Here is a 21334-nt window from a genome sequence, read left to right on the forward strand (position 1 = left end):
GGAGAGAAAACAGTTTTAGAAAAGCTTAATATTGTCTTTTATATTTGTCTTCATGGAGAAGCGCTGCTCCCTTGGGCGTATGGTGATAGAGAATGGTATAATTGGCTTATGTTACACCATAAGTTATATAGACAAAGAATCTCGCATTATATCATTTACGGGGGGGGGAAGAATAAATTATAAGGGAGATGCGAAACAGATGTGTGGAACTTTGCCTTTTTTATTGTTACCCTGCTCGTAATAACCGTGTAGCGTCGTCTTGTCCGAAAAGGTAAAGGAGCAAACGTAAAGTTTGTCCTCGTTTGGAAGAAAGAGTAGGATCATGTTGTAAAAATAAACGTGCATCTCTTCTTGCTATTGATAAAAGATCACTATGTACGGCAAGGTTTGCCATGTGGAACTCAGGCATACCGGACTGTTTTGTCCCTAAAAGCTCCCCTTCTCCTCGCAGGCGCCAATCTTCTTCAGCAATTTTAAAACCGTCTTCTGTATTGCGTATAATATGAAGGCGCTCTGCGGCCATTTTTGTTAAGGGATCTTTATAGAGTAAAATGCAGGAAGATTTTTTTTCTCCTCGTCCAACACGTCCACGCAATTGGTGCAATTGTGAAAGGCCAAAATGTTCTGCGTGTTCTATAATAATGATTGAAGCATCAGGAATATCTACGCCTACTTCAATAACCGTGGTGGCAACTAAAATACGAATATCTCCGCATTTAAAAGAGGCCATAGCTGCTTCTTTTTCATCTGTAGACATTTTCCCATGGATCATACCAACCTGGGTTCCAAATCGTTCTTGGAGAATGGCAAAACGACTTTCAATTGAAGTGAGCTCAAGAGTGGTGGATTCTTCTACTAAAGGACAAATCCAGTAAAGTTTTTCACCTTTTTCTAATGCAAGAGTTATTCGTTCTATGAGTTCATGAAGACGTTTTAAAGAAAGCGTTGCTGTTGTAATTGGTTGTCGTCCAATTGGTTTTTCAGTAATTTGGGAGACATCCATATCACCAAAAGCCGTTAAGACGAGTGTGCGTGGAATAGGGGTGGCTGTCATGACCAGCATATCAGGTTTATGACCTTTTGCTGTAAGGGCAAGGCGTTGATGTACACCAAAACGATGTTGTTCATCGATAATGGCTAAGGAAAGGTTATTGTAAGAAACACTGTCTTGTATGAGAGCATGGGTTCCGATAATAATAGAAGCTTGGCCTGATAAAATATCGTTTAAAATATTTGTGCGCAATTTTCCTTTTTCTCGTCCTGTTAGAAGAACTGTTTGTAGCCCAATCTTTTCAGCAAGAGGCGCGATGGTTGCAAAATGTTGCCTAGCAAGAACTTCTGTAGGAGCCATTAAGGCTGACTGTCCTGAATTTTCAGCAATTTGTATCATTGCCATGAGTGCAACAACGGTTTTGCCTGATCCTACATCTCCTTGAAGCAGCCTTAACATTGGCTCTGGTGAAGCAAGATCGTTTGTAATATCTCGTATTGCTTTTGTTTGTCCATTTGTTAGCTGGAAGGGAAGGGCTTTCAGCAACTTTTGAGTGTAAGTTCCTGTTGGTGGTCGGGAAGTTCCAGAAAGAGATTTGGTTTTAAAACGCATAAGTCCGAGAGCTAGTTGACAAGCGAGTAATTCATCATAGGCAAGACGTTTTCGTGCAGTACTTTCTAAGCTTAAATCATTAGGGTTGATAGGCGCATGGATGCGGTGTAAAGCAACAGGAAAAGAGGAAAAATTTTGCTGTTTTTTAATGCTTTCTTCTATCCATTCTGGTAAGAGAGGGATATAATCTAAAGCGTTTTGTATCGCACGCCTTAGTGTTTTTGCCGATAATCCGGCGGTAGAGGGGTAAATAGGTTCAATGAAGGGAATTTGATTGGATTGCTCGCTTGGTATGATGTAATCTGGATGTATCATTGAAAGTTGTCCATTAAATCGTTCAACCTTACCTGATACAGTGATTTTTTTTCCTTCCGGTAATTGTCTTTTGAGCCAAGAATGTTGAGCATGAAAAAAGACTAAATTTATTTTTCCCGTTGGGTCATGGGCAATAACACGATAGGGTAAACGTTTATGACCAATGGGTGGTGGTTGATGCTGGTCAATAACAATTTCGAGAGTAATAGTAGACCCTTCTTGTGCACAGGCAATACTGGGGCGTATTCTACGGTCTATAACAGAGTAGGGCATTAATTGCAGAAGATCAATCAGGGTAGGTTCACGTTGTGTAGGGCTAATATTTAAGACTTTAGCCAGTAAACTATATACTTTAGGCGTAACCCCAGAGAGGGTGCGGATAGAATTGAAAAGAGGGGTAATAAGACTTGGAACCATAAGGAAATTTAGCTTGCTCTTATTATTTTTTCTAGTCCTTTAAAAGAGCTTTTTGGGGATAATTTATAGAAGAGAATTTTTTTATTTATATTTTGCGCTTTAAGCAGAAAAATGAATATTTTTAAATGTATAAAGTAAAGAGAAAGTAGGAAAAATATCAATATTCGTAATATTTTGTACAATTTTTCCCTTTTTATTTTTATCTATTTATTTGCTGTGCATAGACCCATTTTCTTAATGGAAGTCTTCTCTAAATAGCAATAAAATTAAAATATTTTATTAAGGCAATAGGAGCCATTTGGTGATGTGTTTATAGATTTAAGGGGATAATAAGTTAGAGCGTTTTCTCTTATATAGATAAAGGTTGCAATTTGGTATTGATTTTATAGTGGGAAATTTGAGAGTGACAAAAGATAAAAGTAAAATGCGAGATAAAAAAAAATCTCTTCCTCGCTTTGTTCATTTGAGAGTCCATTCTGCTTATTCATTGCTCGAAGGGGCTTTAAAAATACCACAAATCATTCAACATGCAATTTCAGATCATACACCAGCGGTTGCTATTACCGATACGAATAATTTATTTGGTGCTTTAGAGTTTTCGCAATATTGTTTTTTTCATGGAATTCAGCCGATTATTGGCTGCCAGCTCGCAGTTGATTTTGGTGATGAAAATGACAATTCACATTTTGCGAAAGGGCGCCATTCTTCTGATCTCTGCTCTCTTGTTTTATTGGCTTCTAGCGAGATTGGTTATGCGCATTTGGTTCGTCTTGTCAGTCGGGCTTATCTTGATAAGTGCGATACTGATCCCCCTCATATTAAAGTGAGTTGGCTTTCATCACACAGTGAAGGAATAATCGCTTTAACGGGTGGAAGGGGGGGCCCACTTAATTTTTCTTTGGCGGAAGGTAGAAAAGAATGCGCTGTTGAACGTTTAATTTCTTTGAAGAAAATTTTTTCTGATCGTCTTTATGTGGAATTACAGCGGCATAGCTCTTTTGATAAACAAATAGAGGCTGCGCTTATTGAATTAGCGTATAAATATGAGATTCCTCTTGTTGCCACCAATGAAGCTTTTTTTCTGAATAGGGAAGGGTATGAAGCACATGATGCATTGATGGCAGTTGCAGAGGGACAGATTGTTTCGAATCCAGAGCGTAAACGTGTCACACCAGATCATTATTTGAAATCACAAGATGAAATGGTTGCATTGTTTTCTGATCTTCCAGAAGCTCTGGAGAACAGCGTTGAAATTGCCTTGCGTTGTCATACTGCTACACCTATTAGAAAGCCAATTTTGCCACGTTTTGTAGAGCAGTCTATTGATTCGAACCGTGCTTTAGAACTGGAAGATAGGGAATTATTAGATCAAGCTAAGGCTGGTTTAAAAATGCGGCTTGAGACTGTTGGATTGGCCGAAGGATATACAATTGCAGATTATGAGCAGCGGCTTGATTATGAAGTTTCCGTTATTACGCGTATGCAGTTTTCTGGCTATTTCCTTATCGTTTCAGATTTCATAAAATGGGCGAAGTCTCACGATATCCCCGTTGGTCCAGGGCGCGGTTCTGGTGCTGGTTCACTTGTTGCCTATGCGTTGACTATTACTGATGTTGATCCATTACGTTTTTCTCTTCTCTTTGAACGCTTTCTTAATCCAGATCGTGTTTCTATGCCGGATTTTGATATTGATTTTTGTCAAGAACGACGCGAAGAAGTTATTCATTATGTCCAAAAAAAATATGGACGCGATCAAGTTGCCCAAATTATTACTTTTGGTAAACTACAAGCACGTGCGGTGTTGCGTGATGTTGGACGTGTCTTAGAAGTACCTTATCGACAGGTTGATTATCTTACAAAATTAGTTCCTGCTACACCTGGAAGCCAAGTTGAATTGGCTGATGCTATCAAGGATGAACCTAAATTTGAGGAGGAAAAGAAAAAAGACCCTGTTATCGGGCGAACATTGGATATAGCGCTTCAGCTCGAGGGGCTTTATCGCCATGCATCGACTCATGCGGCAGGAATTGTTATTGGTGATCGTCCGCTTGCAGAGCTTGTTCCCATGTATCGTGATCCTCGTTCTGATATGCCCGTGACGCAATTTAATATGAAATATGTTGAACAAGCAGGGCTCGTAAAATTTGATTTTCTGGGATTAAAAACACTTACTATTTTGAAAATGGCGGTAGATTTTGTCGCACGAAAGGGGATTAAAATAAATTTGTCGAATATCCCTCTCGATGATGAAGCGACCTATGCTATGATGGCACGTGGTGAAACAGTTGGTGTGTTTCAAGTTGAAAGCTCTGGTATGCGCAAGGCGCTGATTGGGATGAAACCAGATCGTATTGAAGATATTATTGCTCTTGTCGCACTTTATCGTCCTGGTCCAATGGAAAATATCCCAACCTATAATGCACGCAAACACGGGGAAGAGGAAATTTCTTCTATTCATCCTAAAATAGATCATCTCATTCAAGAAACACAAGGTGTTATTGTTTATCAAGAACAGGTAATGCAGATTGCGCAGGTCCTTGCTGGTTATTCGCTTGGAGAAGCGGATTTGTTGCGTCGCGCTATGGGAAAAAAGATTCATGAGGAAATGCAAAAACAGCGTACGCGCTTTGTAAAGGGTGCTGTTGATGGCGGTGTTGATAAAGATCAGGCGGATATTATTTTTGATCTTTTAGCAAAATTTGCAGATTATGGTTTTAATAAGTCACATGCCGCTGCTTATGCGATTGTTTCCTACCAAACAGCTTATATGAAAGCACATCATCCCGTTGAATTTTTAGCCGCCTCAATGACATATGATATGACAAATACAGATAAGTTAAATGATTTTCGACGTGAAGCATTAAGGCTAGGTATTAAGGTGATTGCACCTTGTGTGCAAACATCACATCGTGTTTTTGAAGTTGGTGATAACTGTATTTATTATTCTCTTGCTGCTATTAAAGGGGTAGGGGAAGCCGTTGTTGATCATCTTGTCGCTTGCCGTGGAAATAAACCTTTTAGAGATTTAGAAGATTTTTGTGAGCGTATTGATCCCCGTATTGTTAATAAGCGTGCGATGGAAAGTTTGGTTTGTGCTGGTGCTTTTGATTGCTTTCATATTGCCCGTGAGGTTTTATTGGCAAGTCTTGAAACACTTCATGCACGTGCACTTCGTATTCTCGAAGACAATGCTAGTGGACAGATTGATATATTCGGGATGACAGGTGGATTAAAAGAGCCTTTGATTTTATCGCAAACATCTCCTTGGTTATCAGATGAAAAGCTTCATCGAGAATTTCAAGCAATAGGTTTTTATTTTTCTGCGCATCCTTTGGATGAGTATCAAGCGATTCTTGCTAAAAAACGCGTACAGACGTGGGCTCATTTTGCCAATGCCGTTAGAGGAGGAGCTGTTGCCGCTAGACTTGCTGGAACTGTTGTAGCAAAACAAGTTCGTAAAACAAAATCCGGTAAGAAAATGGGGATTATTCATTTTTCTGATACGAGTGGACAATATGAGACAGTTCTCTTTTCTGAGACGCTTTCGGATTATGAAGAGATATTAGAGCTTGGAAAATCTTTTATCATTACAGTGAGTGCTGAAAATCGCTCTGAAGGTGTAAGTTTGCGACTTGAGACAGTTCATTCTTTGGAACAAGAGGTATTACAGCATCATAAAATGATGCGCCTTTTTATAAAAAAAGTCGATATGCTTGCACAAATTGAGAAAAATTTGCATCCTAGTGGAAATGGAGAAGTTGGGATTATTCTTCTTCAAGAGGATGGAGTAAAGGAGGTCGAATTTGCACTTCCAAACCGATATAAGGTTAATTCACGGGTGGCAAATGCTATGAAGGCAATTCAGGGTGTTGTTGATGTGGAATTGGTTTAAATCAAGAGTTGTAAGGTGATTGCTTATTGGGAACTATATTTTTTGCGCGGGAATTTCATTTTATTTGAATCAGATTCTCAATTTTGAAAGTTCTTACTTTATTGGATAAATGAGATAAGTTACTCATTCATAATAATAATTTATCATTTTTTTATATTGAATTAACCTCCGAGTATTACAAGATTCTTTCATCTTAAATCTTCTTATTTTGAGTGAGGTAGAATAATGTTTCTGCATGTCATAAGCAGGGCTGATGTGTGGGTAAAAAACGTTTAGAAAGAAGTAAAAGTGTCTGTTATGAATCAACTTAATGCAAGGGCTGTCGCAACATTGGGGGGCAGTAGAGAGCATGATAGTGTCAGCTTACTCTTTCATAAGTTTGCAAGATATTGATTTATAAAGATAATTTACTGTTTTGCCTGTTGAGTCAGACCCCCAAATATTGTAAGATTCTCTCATCTCAAATCATTTCATTTTGAATCAATTAAAGTCACTTATTTGCACGTCATAAGCGGGGTTATCGTATGGGTAAAAAACGTTTAGAAAGGAGTAAAAGTTCCTGTTATGAATCGTCTAAATAGCAAGAACTGTTGCAACATTGGGGAGCGTATCGGCTTGCTCTTTCATAAGCGTAGAGATGGTGGTGCATAATGATTTTTACACTATATTTATCCACTGGCGGTGCCGTGAAATGAGACACATCTCAGCGTTATAAGTTTAAAAAAATATTTTTGATTTATGGAAAATGTGAGGGAACTTTATAAGTTTTTATGATATCTCTTTGTGCGATCCATAGCGTCGTACATATAAAGCCAATTAAGGCTAGACATGATACTTTCTGGTGTACGAATTTTCATGATGAAATTACGGGCAATTGCCATAGGTCCAGTTGCATGGTAGGTCATTCTATTAAAATCTCCGCGTTTTTTTACGGCTTTCATTCGGGGAGACCGTATTTTTTCGTAAAGTAAAAGCGCCCTGGTTAAGGAGAGATCTTTACAAGAAAGTGCTTGTGCTAATATAGCAGCATCTTCGATCGCCATAGCAGCACCTTGCGCTGCAAAGGGTAAAGTTGCATGTGCACTGTCCCCAACGAAGACTTGTCTTTCTAAACCTAAAAAACGATTCTTTTTCATATGAAAGAGTGGCCAATAACTCCACTCATCAATGTGATCAAAGATTTGCAAAATTTGCCGATTCCACCCTTTAAAAAGAGATTTCAAATTTTCTTTATTGCCTTTATGAGCCCATCCTTCCTTTGCATTTTTTCCACGCGTAATGGCCACAAAATTAAAAACCTTTGCGGATGATTGAATGGGATAGACAACAAGATGGTTTTGGGGTCCCATCCAGGCGGTAATTGTCTGCGTATTTTGTAATAAAGAACGAAAGTTTTGAGGAAGATTGTCAAATTTTGCTGTAGCGCGCCAAGCAATAAAGCCACTAAAATCTGCTCTTTCATGAAAAGGAGCCAATTTTCGGAGTGTTGACCAAACTCCATCGCATCCGATGAGAAGCGATGTTGAATACAACTGCGGTTGTTGTTTAGTTGATGTATCTGTCTTTTTTGTTTTTATATGAATACTGTTGTTAGCAGCCGTTTGGGTAGATGATATAAGCGTTTCGCCTGTTTTGTATTTGATAAAAGGATTCTCTATAACAGCATTGTATAAAACTTTTTGTAAAGCTGCGCGGTGAATTGTAATATAAGGGGCTTTCCAATTTTTTTCTGTTAAATTGATAAGATCAATGTGCAGTCGCGTTTTTAGAGATACCCCTTCTCGTAACTCAAAAAAATGTGGTATTGTTCCTTCGTTAATAAGTTTATTAAGAATCTCCCAATGTGCTAAAATACGGGTTGCATTTGGGGTAAGCTGAATACCCGCTCCTACAGCGTCAAGCTGTTTGCACTTTTCTATAAGTGTACTTGTAATTCCTTTATGGGCAAGAGCCAAAGCAGTGCTTAAACCAGCAATACCTCCTCCAATGATTATTGGGGCGTGGTCCATGCATTTTCCTTTATATTGAAAGAGCAGAAAATGCGCTATAATGCATTGTTTGGATGGTATAAACATCCGGGTGGATTTGTTTGATCGTACAATAATGAGAAATTATAGCGATAAAGTGTTGAACAATAAGGGCAGATTTTTTCATCCATTGATCCCATATCAATAAAAATATGAGGATGATCGAATGGTTGTGTTGCGCCTACACACATGAACTCTTTTACACCAATTTCGATTGTTTTATATCCGAGATCATTTTGGAAGTGGGGAATGTTGTGATCGGCCATGATAGACAAGCTCCGAATAAATTGCTTAAATCAGATATGACTTGGGTTGTTTATTTTACATGTATGAGTTTGTAATAAAGCTTATAACAATGCAAGGTGCTTTTTAAGATAAACCAAAGATCTTTTTATTACTCATATTCGTTACCGTATTTTTAGTATTTTGTGCACTTGAATATTTTCAAGTACTTTGCAAGTTTACATGCAAATAACATAGGAAAAATTGATCAGTTGAATATGTTATTATTACAGTAACATATCATAAAGTGTTCTATGAGAAAGTGATCAATCATGGGCTTAGAAAGTATAGAGAAAGATTAGCTAGAATATATGAAACAGAGGGTTGAAGATCAGATTACTCTATCGGATATAACAATGAAAAGTTCGATGCGGTTTATTAATAGAGAATTTTCATGGTTACAATTTAATACTCGTGTATTGATGGAAGCTGCAAATACAAAGCATCCTTTACTAGAACGCCTTCAATTTCTTTCGATTTCAGCAGCAAATCTTGATGAATTTTTTATGGTTCGTGTTGCTGGCCTTGCTGCTCAAATTCGTGATGGAATTACAACATGTAGCGCAGATGGGCGCACACCACAGCAGCAACTTGATTTTGTGTTAGGTGAAATTTCACGTTTACAGCTTCATCAATTACAAGAACTGCGTATTTTAGATCACGAATTAAGACAGAATGATATTGAAATTGTTGGTTCTGAGAGACTTTCAGAAAGTGAAAAATCATGGCTTGAACAATATTTTTTTGAGACAATTTATCCTGTTTTAAAACCTTTCCCTCTTGATTCCTCTCATTCTTTTCCCTTTATCCCTAATTTAGGGCTTTCACTTGCTCTCCAATTGTCGCGGTGCGTTGATCAACATACCCATAGAGTCTTGTTACCTGTTCCAGTGAACTTGAAGCGTTTTATTCTTCTTCCTCAAGAAGGCAATCACTTTCGTTTTATTGCCTGTGAAGATGTTATGAGCCTTTTTATCAACCGTCTATTTCCTGATTATAAAGTTGATGGAATGGGGACATTTAGAGTGATTCGTGATAGTGATATTGAAGTGGAAGAAGAGGCTGAAGATCTTGTTCATTTTTTTGAAAATGCTCTGAAAAGACGCCGCCGTGGGCAGGTTATTCGCGTTGAATTTGATGCGAAAATGCCAAAGGGTTTATGCCAATTTATAACCGATGCTCTTTCTGTTCCTGATAATTGCATGAGTGTTCTTGATGGATTATTGGCGCTTAATATGCTGTCAGAAGTTGTATCTATTCCACGTGATGACTTAAAATTTTTACCTTATAATCCTCGTTTTCCTGAATATCTTCGGAAACATAATGGTGATTGCTTTGCGGCTATTCGTGAAAATGATATGATCATTCACCACCCTTATGAATCCTTTGATGTTGTTGTGCAATTTTTACGTCAGGCTGCTAGCGATCCTGATGTTATAGAAATCAAACAAACCCTTTATCGCACATCAAATGATAGCCCCATTGTTAGCGCTTTGATTGAAGCTGCTGAAAAGGGGAAATCTGTGACGGCTTTGGTAGAACTTAAAGCACGTTTTGATGAGGAAGCAAATATTCGTTGGGCACGTGATCTTGAGCACGCAGGTGTGCACGTTTTTTTTGGTTTTATTGCATTAAAAACACATGCTAAGATGTCATTGATTATGAGGCGTGAAGGAAAACGTCTTTGTTCTTACGTTCATCTTGGCACTGGAAATTATCATCCAGTGAATGCCAAGGTTTATACCGATCTTTCTTTTTTTACTACTGATGATGATATTGCCCATGATGTTGCATTATTGTTCAATTATATTGCTCAATATAAACGTCCAAATAAAGCAATGAAGATTGCTTTTTCTCCTTTAACATTGCGGAGTCGTATTCTTCAGCATATTGAAAAAGAAATTACTAATGCACAACAGGGATTGTTTGCTGCTGTCTGGATGAAAGTTAATGCATTGGTTGATCCTGAAATTATTGATGCTTTATATCGTGCTAGTCAAGCGGGTGTGCAGGTTGATCTGGTGGTGCGAGGCATATGCTGTTTGCGTCCTGATATTCCAGAAATTTCAGATAATATTCGTGTAAAATCAATTGTAGGGCGGTTTTTAGAACATAGTCGCATTTTTTGTTTTGGGAATGGTCAAGATCTGCCCAATGAAAGTGCAGTTGTTTATTTGGGATCGGCTGATATGATGCCTCGAAATCTCGATCATCGTATTGAAATACTGGTACCAGTTGTTAATAAAATGGTTCGTAAGCATATTCTTTTACAAATTATGCTTGCTAATATTATTGATAATCAACAAAGCTTTGATATACTAAACAGTGGAACATCAAGACGTATAACACCACAAAGAGGTGAAAGTCCGTTTAATGCGCAGGAGTATTTTATGGCCAAAGCAGGTCTTTTAGGGTGGAAGGAAACGTTTGAGTCTTCTGCTTCGCATTTGGTTGCGTTGCATCGGCAGTATGCCAAATTGCGTAAAGACTGAAATCCCATGACATATATAAATGCCCAGGGCCGACTGAAAGGGTGTAAACCTGTCGCTGTTATCGATATTGGTTCAAATTCTGTTCGACTTGTTATTTATGAAGGTTTTGTTCGTTCACCTACAGTCTTATTTAATGAAAAAGTTCTCTGTGGTCTTGGTCAAGGTGTAGCAGAAACTGGATTTTTAGAAGAAAAATCCATGAAAATGGCTTTGCGAGCATTAAAACGGTTTCGTGCACTTTGTCGACAGATTGGAGCAGAAGATATCTATACATTAGCAACAGCAGCAGCGAGGGAAGCTAAAAACGGATCAGCATTTATTCAAAATGCGGAAAATATTTTGCAAAATAAAATATATCTTCTTTCAGGAAGTGAGGAAGCTCTTTATTCAGCATATGGGGTTATTTCTACTTTTTATCAACCAAAGGGTATTTGTGGAGATCTTGGTGGTGGAAGTCTTGAACTCATTAATATTGATAACTCTCATGTAGGTGAGGGCATAACTCTGCCGTTAGGTGGTTTACGACTACAATATATGTCCAATAATGATATTGCGGTTGCTACAAAAATTGTCCATGAGCATTTTGCTAAAGCTGCTGTTATTCGTAAAGGTATGGCGCGTTGTTTTTACGCAGTAGGAGGAACTTGGCGTAATTTGGCAAAACTTCATATGGTAACAAAACATTATCCGTTACCTGTTATGCATGGTTATGAAGTTGATGCTGTTGAAATGAAGGACTTCTTACGTTTTGTCGTGAGTGGCAGTATCGATAATATGAAAGAGATTTCAGCTGTTTCAAAAAATCGCCGTCAACTCTTATCTTATGGAGCGATTGTTCTTATTGAGCTCATTCAGTCTATGGGATTTGAAAAAATAATCTTTTCTGGAGCTGGAGTTCGCGAAGGTTTTCTTTATTCAAAATTGCCACAAGAGATTCGTGTTTCAGATCCTCTCATTGCTGCTTGCACTGAAATGGCTATTCTACGAGCGCGCTCACCAAAGCAGGCAGAAGAACTTATTGATTTCACTACCAATGCTTTTGATGTTTTTGGAATTTCAGAGACTGAAAATGAATGTCGTTACCGTAAAGCAGCTTGTCTTCTTGCGGATATTGGTTGGCGTATACATCCAGATTATCGAGGCAATGAAGCGGCTCATCGGATCGCATTGGGATCTTATCCGGGAATTTCTCATGAGGGGCGCCTTTATGCTGCGCTGGCGGTTTTTTTTCGCAATAAGGGGTTGTTGATTGATGCAGAATCCATACCTCTTTTTCAATTAGCAAGCAGAAGTATAATTGAGAGAGCACACATTCTTGGTGAGATCATGCGTCTTGCTCATCTTTTTAGCGCGTCTACCGCTGGAATTTTACCCCATTTTTCATGGCATAAAAAGACAGATCATATTGTTTTGTGTGTTCCAAGGCGTTATGTTGATTTATTAGGGGAACGCCCCCTCACGCGTCTCAAAAAATTATCAAAAATAATAAAATTGCCTCTTTCTTTTGAAACTTTCTGATTCTCTTTCTACTATATTAGGTTTATGTGTTTTGACCGCTCTACAGTTCTATTTTTGACTTATTGAGTTGTTCTTTTCATAAAGCATTTAATTTTTATGGTATTCTATGTAGAATATTATATCTCCTTACTTTTCTTTTTACGCTAAGCTGCAATTTTTAAATACAACAGGCTATGTTTATAAAAAATCTATTGCTCTTTAAAATTGAAAGTTTTTTTTGTTGTTAAGATTTCATTATTGTTTGGGGAGCATCTTTCAGTTCATTGAAAATATGGATGGTATGATAGTGTAAAGAATTTTTCAAAATAGGAGTCCTTAAAATTTAATGAAAGCTCTTCTCTCTTCTTTAAATAAAACCAACTTAGTAAGTCGCTTGCTCATTTTTCTCTTTTTGATTTTCCATTAACTTTTTATATTACATGAGACATATAAGCTTCGTTAGAAGACTTGTATGACGATAATCACAGTATGCAATATGCAAATGGTTGTTTTTTGTAAATTAAAACTGTTTAGTTGTTATTTTCCCATCATGAAAATAAAACCCTATCTGGCCCTTGAGCATTTGTTCAGCTTTTTGACCAAATATTTCGTAGCGCCAACCATTCATAGCAGGGATCTTTTTCTTTATACAGCCATTTGCAATTTTTTCTAAATCATTGGAAGTTGCAATAATTTTAGGTGCAATACCGTTTTCGTTCGCAACGAGCTTTAATAAGACTTTGAGAAGCTCAATAACAGCCGTTGATGTTTCACCCAGTGGATTATATTTAGGAAGGGGAGGTAAGGTAGCAAGATCGATCTCCAATCCTTCATGGATAGCTTTGATTAATGTTTGTGTGTTGGAAAATTTATCCCAATTTTTATTTAGACTGCGCAAACGTTTTAAAGCAGATTCATCCTTTGGTTGTTGGGTCGCAATTTCGATAAGACATTCATCTTTCATGATATGACGACGTGGGATATTATATTTCCGTGCTTTGCGTTCACGCCAAGCGGCTATTTTTTGTAATACGGCAAGTTCACGCAGTTTTTTTACTTTGCCTTTTACTTTTTTCCATGCTTCATCTTCGGGCATATCATAAGTTTTTGGATTTAAGAGAATTGCTATTTCATCATCCATCCAGTGAGTGCGTTGGTTTTTTTCTAATTGCTTTTTTAAGAAGAAGTAAACGTCTCTTAGATGGGTTACATCGGCAAGTGCATAGAGGAGTTGTTTTTCGGAAAGAGGGCGGTAACCCCAATCTGTAAAACGAGATGATTTATCAATTTGATGCCCCGTGCAGCGTTGTACAATTTGATCATAGGAGATAGAATCACCAAATCCGCAAATTGAGCCTGCGATTTGCGTATCGAAAAGAGGATAGGGAATGATGCCCTTAAGATGATAAATAGCTTCGATGTCTTGACGTGCAGCGTGAAAAACTTTGATGATTTTTTTATCGACCATGAGATCAAAAAATGCTTGTAAATTAATATCTGGTGCTTTTGGATCAATCAGCAGTGTGACATCTGGTGATGCAAGCTGAATTAAACACAGTTGAGGCCAAAACGTTGTTTCGCGGATAAATTCAGTATCTACTGTTACAAAATCTGAGTTACGTAAAGCAGCAATGGCAATTTCAAGATCTGTTGTTTGTGTAATAAGATTCATCATTATTTTATTATAGCTAGATAAATTAAATTTGTCTTTTATTGACTTTTTTTTCGAGTCTTTATCCTCATATCTTGACAAACGGTTATTAAAAAGCGTTTGTAGCGCATATGAAATTATAATAAAAGGCAAAAACTATGCATCGTTATCGCAGTCATCATTGTGCTGCTCTTCGTAAATTTGATGTAGGAAAAAAGGTTCGTCTTTCGGGATGGGTTCATCGCGTTCGAGATCATGGCGGAATCCTTTTTGTAGATTTACGTGATCATTTTGGAATCACACAGATTGTCGCTGATCCTGCTTCACCAGCTTTTAAAATTATTGAAACAGTGCGTTCTGAATGGGTCATTCGTGTGGATGGGGAAGTGTCAGCGCGTTCTGATGAAGTGATTAACACATCTCTTCCAACAGGGGAGGTTGAAATTTTTGCACAAGAGGTGGAAATTCTTTCGAAATCTGATGAACTTCCTCTCCCTGTTTTTGGTGAGCCTGATTATCCAGAAGATATTCGATTAAAATATCGTTTTCTTGATTTACGTCGTGAAACTATGCACAAGAATATCATGCGCCGTACTGAAGTGATTGCTGCTATCAGACGCTCTATGCAGGATAATGGTTTTACGGAATTTACGACACCACTTTTGACAGCTTCTTCACCGGAAGGTGCACGCGATTTTTTGGTTCCAAGTCGTATTCATCAGGGAAAATTTTACGCATTGCCACAAGCGCCTCAGCAGTACAAACAGTTATTGATGATGTCGGGTTTTGATCGTTATTTTCAAATTGCACCATGTTTTAGAGACGAAGATCCAAGGGCTGATCGTCTTCCTGGAGAGTTTTATCAATTAGATGTTGAAATGAGTTTTGTTGAACAGGAAGATGTTTTTGTAACAATGGAACCCATTATGCGTTCTCTTTTTGAAGAGTTTGCAAATGGAAAATCTGTAACACAAAGCTTTCCTCGTATTTCTTATGATGAAGCCGTAAGAAAATATGGTACTGATAAGCCTGATTTACGCAATCCAATTATTATGGAAGATGTTTCACAGCATTTTTATGATTCTGGTTTTAAAGTGTTTGCTCAAATTTTGGCAAACGATGAGAATGCGCAGGTGTGGGCTATTCCGGCTAAGACAGGAGGAAGCCGCGCTTTTTGTGATCGTATGAATGGGTGGGCACAAGGTGAGGGGCAACCGGGACTCGGTTATATCTTCTGGCGTGAAGAAGAAGGAAAGTTTGAAGGAGCTGGTCCTATTGCCAAAAATATTGGTGAGCAAAGAACTGAAGCGCTCCGTATGCAGCTTGATCTTGAAAGTGGTGATGCTTGCTTTTTTGTAGCAGGAGATCCAAAGAAATTTGCTTCTTTTGCAGGAGCAGCACGTACACGGGTAGGGGAAGAATTAGGCCTTATTGATTTGCAATGCTTTTCTTTAGCGTGGATTGTTGATTTTCCATTTTTTGAATGGAATGAAGATGAGAAAAAGCTTGATTTTGCACATAATCCTTTTTCTATGCCTCAAGGTGGAGAAAATGCTCTTGCGTGCCAAGATCCTCTTACTCTTAAGGCTTTTCAGTATGACCTTGTTTGTAATGGTTATGAGATTGCATCCGGTGGAATCCGTAATCATTCACCAGAAATGATGCTTAAAGTTTTTAATCTTGCTGGTCTTTCTAAAGAAATCGTGGAAGATCGTTTTGGTGCTCTTTATCGTGCGTTCCACTATGGGGCGCCACCGCATGGTGGTATGGCTGCGGGCGTTGATCGTATTATTATGCTTTTGCAAGGTGTTAAAAATTTACGTGAGGTTGCTTTATTTCCTATGAATCAACAAGCGCTCGATCTTTTGATGAGTGCTCCATCTGATGTTTCTCTTCAACAATTACGTGATTTAGGGATACGAATTGCTCCTGCTGTTAAGAATGGTTCATAAATCAATGGTGTGTTGTTAGCATTCTTATCTACAGTAAGGCTTTAGGGTCTTTAAATCGTATTGGTATGTGTTGTTTATAGCAAGCTTATGATATATGCTTTGTTTCAGTTTTTTAACTTGGGAGAACGAGAAGAAATAGCCTGCTATCTTAATGTTAAAAAAATAACGCACTGTGGCTAAAGATTATATATTCTAGGAGGTTGGGTTTTATAAGCTTTAAATGCTTTGTGAATTTTATCATATAAAAATTGAATTGCGTGTTTATACAATACGTGTATTTAATTAAAATATAAGGTTAGAGAACGCATTTATGAGCAGATTTTCAAAAAAATGCTGTAGGGTTTTCTTTTGAAGGTTTGTACTTAAAATACTGATAGAATTATTATTGATAATAATTTGTTTTAAAATAGTTTTTCTTGTCTTCAGGAAAAAATTATTTCATATTTTTCGTGTATCCCGTCTCATTATGTGCCAGATTTAAATGAGCAATAATATTATTTTTTAGATTTTCTATATATTCTGAAAGTGTCAATCATTATAGGTTTGATAAATCTATTGATTACTTTCTTTTGGTGTATTTGTTACTTTTGGTTGTTCTTAAAGACGATATTTCATTCTTTTTTCAAAGAAATTTTAAATTAACACATCAAGTGTTTTCGTCTATTAGTCAATTGAATTATAAAACGCATGTATCAACTTTTCAAATTGATATAATTTTCTGTTCATGTTTTAATCGTGATGTTTTTTTATATAGTCGATTTTTAATAAAAATAGTCGACTTATAGAAAATTCACTGGAAAAATCTTATAGAATAATTGCTTATTATTTTGTGAATTGTTGTCCTCACATTATGTCTGATGAAATGAATTTACCTTTTGATAAAGAACATATCGAACCAATAGAATTACGTTCTGCTTTACAGGAGCGTTATTTGGCTTATGCACTTTCTACTATTACGCACCGTGCATTGCCTGATGTGCGTGATGGTTTGAAACCAGTGCATAGGCGGATTGTCCATGCTATGCGTTTGCTCAAACTTCATCCTGGGCAGTCCTATGCGAAATGTGCACGGATTGTTGGTGATGTCATGGGAAAATTTCATCCGCATGGTGATGCATCTATTTATGATGCCTTAGTGCGTTTGGCTCAGAGTTTTGCTGTGCGTTATCCTTTGATTGATGGACAAGGCAATTTTGGGAATATTGATGGTGATAATGCTGCTGCTATGCGGTATACGGAAGCACGTATGACTGAAGTGGCTGCATTGTTGCTTGAAGGGATTAATGAAAATGCTATTGATTTTCGTTTAACCTATAATGAGGAAGATGAAGAACCCGCTGTTTTACCGGGAGCTTTTCCTAATCTTTTAGCAAATGGTTCATCTGGTATTGCTGTTGGTATGGCAACATCTATTCCCCCTCATAATGTTGCTGAACTTTGTGATGCCGCGCTCCATTTGATTGCTCATCCCGATGTTAATGATGAGGAATTGAATCAGTTCGTGCTTGGTCCTGATTTCCCAACAGGGGGTATTTTAGTTGAGCCGAAAAAAAGTATTGAAGAATCCTATCGTGTTGGGCGTGGTTTTTTTCGGTTACGTTCACGTTGGCATCAGGAGATCGGCAACCGTGGTTCTTATGTCATCGTTGTTACTGAAATTCCCTATCAAGTTCAAAAATCACGCCTTATTGAAAAAACAGCGGAATTATTGCTTGCTCGGCGATTACCAATGCTGGAAGATATTCAAGATGAATCGGCAGAAGATATTCGCATTGTGCTTATTCCCAAAAATCGTACAATTGATCCTGAGCTTCTTATGGAGTCTCTTTTTAAATTGACTGATTTTGAAATAAGATTTCCTCTTAATCTTAATGTTTTGTCCTTGGGAAGAATACCAAATGTTCTCTCTCTGCGGGAAAGTTTGCAGCAATGGCTTGAACATCGTCAAGAAGTCTTGATTCGTCGTTCTACTTATCGACTTCAAGAAATTGATCGCCGATTAGAAATTCTCCATGGCTATCTTATCGCCTATTTAAATCTTGATGAGGTTATTCATATTATTCGTGAAGAGGATGAACCGAAAAAAGAACTTATCAGTCGTTTTGAATTAACGGAAAATCAAGCGGAAGCTGTTCTTAATATGCGCTTACGTTCTTTACGGAAGCTTGAGGAGTTTGAAATTCGTAAAGAATTTGAAAGTTTGAAAACTGAAAAAGAACAATTGCAAAATTTATTGTCCTCTCATGCTAAGCAATGGCAAATAATTTCAGAAGAAATTATAAAAATTCGCAAAACTTTTGGTCCTGATACGGTTTTAGGAAAAAGGCGTACAACATTTGAAGAAGCACCAAGGCATGATATTGATGATATCCACCAAGCGATGATTGAAAAAGAGCCGGTAACGATTGTTATTTCTGAAAAAGGTTGGATGCGTGCTTTGAAAGGACATTTAAGTGATTACAAAGTACTCTCCTTTAAAGAAGGGGATGGCTTAAAGATAGCATTTCCAGCATTTACCACAGATAAAATTATGGTGATAAGTACTGGTGGAAAGTTTTTTGCTATTTCTGCAAATAATTTGCCTGGAGGGCGAGGACATGGTGAACCAATTCGTATTTTAGTGGATATGGATGATGAACACGATGTCTTGACTGCTTTTGTTTATAATGCACAGGAAAAACTTCTGTTAGTTTCCTCTCATGGAAATGGCTTTATTGTATCAGCATCGGAAGTCATTGCTAATACACGAAAAGGTAAGCAAGTTATGAATGTGAAGTCTCCTGATAAAGTAAAGCTTTGTGTTCCGGTAAAAGGGGATCATATTGCAGTGGTTGGTGAAAATCGCAAAATGCTTGTTTTTGCTATTGAACAAATCCCAGAAATGATTCGCGGTAAAGGTGTTCGTTTACAACGTTACAAAGAGGGGGGCATTGTTGATGCAAAAACTTTTAATTTATCAGAAGGTTTAAGTTGGCAAGATACGGCTGAACGCTGCTTTAATCGTCAAGCTGATGATCTCATTGAATGGATGGGAATGCGTGCAGGAAGTGGACGTTTGGTACCAAAGGGTTTTCCAAAATCAGGAAAGTTTACCAACTGAATTTATAGAAACTTAATTTTTTAAATTACATGTTTCTTATCACAACAGTGTTATTCATTTTTCATAGCAGCATCTATTCATTAGGATTATGATGATGAGGTCTAAAAAGATGTCCACGTTCGGCATATAAAACGAGCAGAATGGCTATGAGGCTGAGAAAGAAAAACGCTGCTGAATTGGGTATTGTTGTTTCATCAAATTGTTGTGCAATAAAAAAGCCAAGACTGGTAGCGATAGATGTTTGAAGAAAACCAGAGACAGAAGATGCTGTTCCAGCAATTTCACCGACAGATTCGAGAGCAAGCGTGTTGAAATTGGCCATAATGCCGCCGCAGGCAAACATCAATATACAAAATAACAGCATGTAAAGGGGAAAAGGCATAACGCCATTTGTTAAGAGAGAACCAATAAACCAAATACATGAAGTGATGCAAAAGAGTAAAAGCATCGTATGGGCGATACGCCGCATGCCAAGACGTCCAACAAATTGAGAATTAAAGAATGATGATAGAGCTTGAAAAGCAGCACCGACAGCAAAGGCGATTGGAAACCAGAGTCCTAGATTATAAATCCCTTCATATGTTTGTTGCGATGTATTAACAGAAGTAAAAATACAGCCTAAAATAATAGAAGTTGCTAGTGTGTAGCAAAGTGTTGTCCGATTGGTGATGACAACCCACAAGTTATGTTTGATTGAAGAAAAGGAAAGAGAACGTTGTCTGTAAAGAGTTTCAGGCAAGCGCAGTTGAATCCAAATCATCAGCGCAAAAGCAATAATGGCCATGACGATAAAAATAATCTGCCAGTTTCCAAATAATAAAATGAATTGTCCTGTTGCCGGTCCAATCATGGGTGCAATAAGAAAAACCATCATAGCAATAGACATAACTTCTGCCATTTTTCGACCATTATAAAGATCGCGTACAACAGAAACGGTAAGCACGCGCATAGCCGCTCCTCCTATACCTTGTAAAATACGCAAAATAAGCAATAGAGAAAAATGAGAGACAAAAGCACAACCAATGGCCGTAAAGGAATAAAATGCAAGGCCAATGAGAATAAGTTTACGACGTCCATACCGATCACTTATGGGACCAAAAAATATTTGTGAGATGCCATAACTTATCAGATAACCAGAGATGATATAATGTTGATCATTTTCATTGATGACATTTAAACTGTTCAAAATATCTGGCATGGCTGGAAGCATGATATCAACGGCTATAGAATTGATAGCCATGAGTGCACCAATGAGAATAACAAATTCTTTATAGCCAATTCTTTCTCTAATTGTATTACTATGCTCTTGTTCGTCGATTGAGTATGACATATGGCATCCTTGAAATAAAAACTTCGACTGAACACAGCGCTACAACTGAACACAACTCTATAAAAGAATAAAAAATCTACTTTAAGAGATCTCTATAATTTACTGCAAGAAATGCCTTTCTCTTTTAGCAGTTCTTGCAATTCATTATTTTGGAACATTTCTTTAACAATATCACAGCCTCCAACAAATTCACTTTTGATATAGAGTTGTGGAATCGTTGGCCAATTTGAATAATCTTTGATTCCTTGACGCACTTCGTTAGAAGCTAAGATATTAATCCCTTTATATTCTACTCCTAGATAGTCAAGGATTTGAACAACTTGTCCTGAAAATCCGCATTGTGGAGCATCGGGTGTTCCTTTCATGAATAAAATGACATCATTTTTTTTAATTTCATTGTCAATAAAATCATGAACAGCGTTCATCTCTTTTCCTCGATATTGCAGATTTTTGTAAGCGTGTATTTACGTTCAGGTTATTTTGTAATCGTATTCAGTGATTGAATGCAAGAAGAAATTTTAGATTATTTGGGAATATTTGTTTGTAGCATTAAAGCATGAAGGTCATTTCCCATATTGCCTTTAAGAGCATCATAGACCATTTTATGTTGCTGAACACGGCTTTTACCGCGAAAACTTTCGGAAATAACTTCTGCGGCGTAGTGTTCTCCATCGCCAGTGAGATCCCGAATTGTTACAGTTGCGTCGGGAATACCTTCACGAATAAGCGTTTCAATTGTATGGGCACTCATTGCCATGATTATTCTCCTTTATTTA

Annotated in this window: 12 protein-coding genes; 5 read left to right on the plus strand and 7 right to left on the minus strand. The window is 37.5% G+C overall.

The features are described 5' to 3' along the window. Nucleotides 1–226: 226 nt before the first annotated feature. Nucleotides 227–2335, minus strand: coding sequence for an ATP-dependent DNA helicase RecG (recG, locus tag NMK50_RS03375; RefSeq protein WP_254770875.1), 2109 nt, complete (start codon nucleotides 2333–2335; stop codon nucleotides 227–229). 403 nt (nucleotides 2336–2738) lie between these two features. Between recG and dnaE the strand changes: the two genes are divergently transcribed. Continuing rightward, complete coding sequence (gene dnaE, locus NMK50_RS03380) at nucleotides 2739–6227, plus strand: DNA polymerase III subunit alpha (protein WP_254770876.1); 3489 nt, start codon at nucleotides 2739–2741, stop codon at nucleotides 6225–6227. Between the two features lie 758 nt (nucleotides 6228–6985). Here dnaE and NMK50_RS03385 read toward each other — a convergent pair. Both NMK50_RS03385 and NMK50_RS03390 read right to left on the minus strand, forming a co-directional pair. Beyond that, the gene (locus tag NMK50_RS03385) at nucleotides 6986–8236 is read right to left on the minus strand and encodes an FAD-binding protein (RefSeq protein ID WP_254770877.1); all 1251 of its coding nucleotides are present in this window, start codon (nucleotides 8234–8236) and stop codon (nucleotides 6986–6988) included. A 35-nt stretch (nucleotides 8237–8271) separates the two neighbouring features. After that, complete coding sequence (locus tag NMK50_RS03390; protein WP_254770878.1) at nucleotides 8272–8520, minus strand: zinc-finger domain-containing protein; 249 nt, start codon at nucleotides 8518–8520, stop codon at nucleotides 8272–8274. A gap of 327 nt (nucleotides 8521–8847) precedes the next feature. Here NMK50_RS03390 and NMK50_RS03395 point away from each other — a divergent pair, with 327 nt between their 5' ends. Then, a complete protein-coding gene (locus NMK50_RS03395; RefSeq protein ID WP_254770879.1) occupies nucleotides 8848–11028 on the plus strand; it encodes an RNA degradosome polyphosphate kinase in 2181 nt (726 codons plus the stop codon). Nucleotides 11029–11034: 6 nt separating this feature from the next. Continuing rightward, nucleotides 11035–12546 carry an exopolyphosphatase gene (gene ppx / locus NMK50_RS03400; RefSeq protein ID WP_254770880.1) on the plus strand — a complete coding sequence of 504 codons (1512 nt, stop codon included), beginning with the start codon at nucleotides 11035–11037 and terminating at the stop codon, nucleotides 12544–12546. Between the two features lie 499 nt (nucleotides 12547–13045). Here ppx and rnd read toward each other — a convergent pair whose 3' ends face one another. Next, nucleotides 13046–14200: a ribonuclease D gene (rnd, locus tag NMK50_RS03405; protein ID WP_254770881.1), complete on the minus strand. Its 1155-nt coding sequence runs from the start codon at nucleotides 14198–14200 to the stop codon at nucleotides 13046–13048. Between the two features lie 134 nt (nucleotides 14201–14334). Here rnd and aspS point away from each other — a divergent pair, with 134 nt between their 5' ends. Together aspS and parC are read left to right on the plus strand one after the other, a co-directional pair. Then, nucleotides 14335–16128 (plus strand): aspartate--tRNA ligase, encoded by a 1794-nt coding sequence (aspS, locus tag NMK50_RS03410; protein WP_254770882.1) that lies wholly within the window; start codon nucleotides 14335–14337, stop codon nucleotides 16126–16128. An 850-nt stretch (nucleotides 16129–16978) separates the two neighbouring features. Next, nucleotides 16979–19228 (plus strand): DNA topoisomerase IV subunit A, encoded by a 2250-nt coding sequence (parC, locus tag NMK50_RS03415; protein WP_254770883.1) that lies wholly within the window; start codon nucleotides 16979–16981, stop codon nucleotides 19226–19228. Between the two features lie 73 nt (nucleotides 19229–19301). Here the strand turns inward: parC and NMK50_RS03420 are convergent, their stop codons facing one another. From NMK50_RS03420 to NMK50_RS03430, 3 genes are all read right to left on the minus strand, one after another. Beyond that, nucleotides 19302–20558 carry a multidrug effflux MFS transporter gene (locus NMK50_RS03420; RefSeq protein ID WP_254770884.1) on the minus strand — a complete coding sequence of 419 codons (1257 nt, stop codon included), beginning with the start codon at nucleotides 20556–20558 and terminating at the stop codon, nucleotides 19302–19304. A 92-nt stretch (nucleotides 20559–20650) separates the two neighbouring features. Continuing rightward, nucleotides 20651–20983 (minus strand): Grx4 family monothiol glutaredoxin, encoded by a 333-nt coding sequence (grxD, locus tag NMK50_RS03425; protein WP_254770885.1) that lies wholly within the window; start codon nucleotides 20981–20983, stop codon nucleotides 20651–20653. 98 nt (nucleotides 20984–21081) lie between these two features. Next, the gene (locus tag NMK50_RS03430; protein ID WP_254770886.1) at nucleotides 21082–21315 is read right to left on the minus strand and encodes a BolA/IbaG family iron-sulfur metabolism protein; all 234 of its coding nucleotides are present in this window, start codon (nucleotides 21313–21315) and stop codon (nucleotides 21082–21084) included. Between the last annotated feature and the right edge of the window lie 19 nt (nucleotides 21316–21334).

This window comes from Bartonella harrusi, from assembly GCF_024297065.1.
GTDB lineage: Bacteria > Pseudomonadota > Alphaproteobacteria > Rhizobiales > Rhizobiaceae > Bartonella > Bartonella harrusi.